The organism is Streptomyces sp. RP5T, from assembly GCF_003933965.1.
In the GTDB taxonomy this organism is placed as follows: Bacteria; Actinomycetota; Actinomycetes; order Streptomycetales; family Streptomycetaceae; genus Streptomyces.
The window spans coordinates 1-1,489 of the sequence record NZ_RSAJ01001056.1 but is presented as its reverse complement, the minus strand read 5'-3'; the positions used below and the strand labels follow the sequence as shown (position 1 = coordinate 1,489).

Sequence of the window (1,489 nt, the reverse complement as noted above, 5' to 3'; positions counted from 1 at the left end):
CCCTCCACCACCGGGCCCGCGAGCCCCGTGCCCACCGAGGCGCCCACCGTGAACGTCGTCACGAGCCAGGAGAACGCCTCGGTCACCGTCCCAGTCGGGGCGTGCCGGTCCACCAGGACGAACGCGCACGCGATCACCGGCGCCAGGAATACACCCGCGAGGACCATCAGCAGCGTCATGGCGACCGCGCCCGGCATCAGCGTCAGCGGCAGGTAACACACCGCCAGGAGGCCCACCAGCACCCGCAGTCGCCGCGCGGGCTCACCGGCCCACTGCCGGGCCCCGTACACCGTGCCGCCCACCAGGGCCCCGAGACCGATCCCGGCCATCAGCCAGCCGTACACCGCGTCCCCGCCGTGCTCGTCCGCGTACGGCACCGACGCGACCGTGATCGAGCCGAGCGCGATCCCGACGAACAGGAACGCGCCGAGCAGCGCCAGCAGCCCGGCCGAGCGCAGCGCACCGAGCCAGTGCGCCTCACGCGGCCCCGAGCGCCACGCGCGCGAAGGCGGCGACACCACCACCGAGAGGGCACCGAGGACCCCGATCACGTTCAGCACCACCAGCGCCGCCTGCGCCGACCACAGCGACACGCACAGTGTCACCAGCAACGGCCCCACCGTGAACATGACTTCCTGCGCCACCGCGTCCATCGCGTACGCCGTGTGCACCTGGTCCTCCCGGCGCAGCACGCTCGGCCACAGCGCCCGCAGGCCGCCCTCCAGCGGCGGCGTGAAGAGCCCCGCGGCCGCCACCGCGGCGTAGGCGAGCGGAAGCGGATCGGTGCCGGTGGCGGCGAACAGGGCCATCGCGAGGGCCGACAGCACGGCCGACGGGAGCTGCACGCGAGGCTGGCCATGGAGGTCGACGAGCCGCCCGAGCACCGGCTGCCCCACGGCGTTGGCGACCCCGTAGACGGCCGCGAGAGCCCCCGCGAGGCTGTACGTGCCGCCCTCCGCGCGCACGAACAGCACGATCGCGATCGCCGCCGTGGCGTTCGGCAGCCGGCCCACCAGCGTCCCCGTCAGCAGGCGCGCCGCATGCCTCGCCCTGAGGATCTCCAGGTATCCCGCGGCCATGTCCCGCCTCCAAGTAATACGTATAACCTCGACTCCCATACGTACCATGTGCGCTGTTCGGACGTCCAGACGAAGGAGCGGACCCACGGTGGCACGCAGCAGCACGCGACCGACCAGCCGCGACGTCGCACAGGCGGCCGGCGTCTCCCAGGCCGCCGTCTCCCTCGTCCTCGGCGACAAATGGCGCGGCCGCGTCTCCGAGACCACCGCCGAACGCGTCCGCGAAGCCGCCCGCGACCTCGGCTACCGCCCCAACCTCGCCGCCCGCAACCTCCGCCTCGGCCACACCCGCACCGTCCTCCTCGTCGTCCCCGCCCTCACCACCGAGTTCTTCGCCGGCGTCTACACCGGCGCCGCACGCGTCGCCGCGGACCACGGCTTCGGCGTCGTCCTCTACCCCTCCCCCGAAG

General features: G+C 73.5%; 2 protein-coding genes. One reads left to right on the top strand and one right to left on the bottom strand.

Features of this window, described 5'->3' with window-relative positions; translation table 11 throughout:
* Positions 1 to 1,079 (bottom strand): MFS transporter (locus tag EHS43_RS44430; RefSeq protein WP_148104338.1); only part of this gene is annotated, 1,079 nt, incomplete at its 3' end.
* 46 nt (positions 1,080 to 1,125) lie between these two features.
* On the opposite strand from EHS43_RS44430, the gene EHS43_RS44425 reads away from it, so the two are divergent.
* Positions 1,126 to 1,489 (top strand): LacI family DNA-binding transcriptional regulator (locus tag EHS43_RS44425; RefSeq protein ID WP_148104337.1); only part of this gene is annotated, 364 nt, incomplete at its 3' end.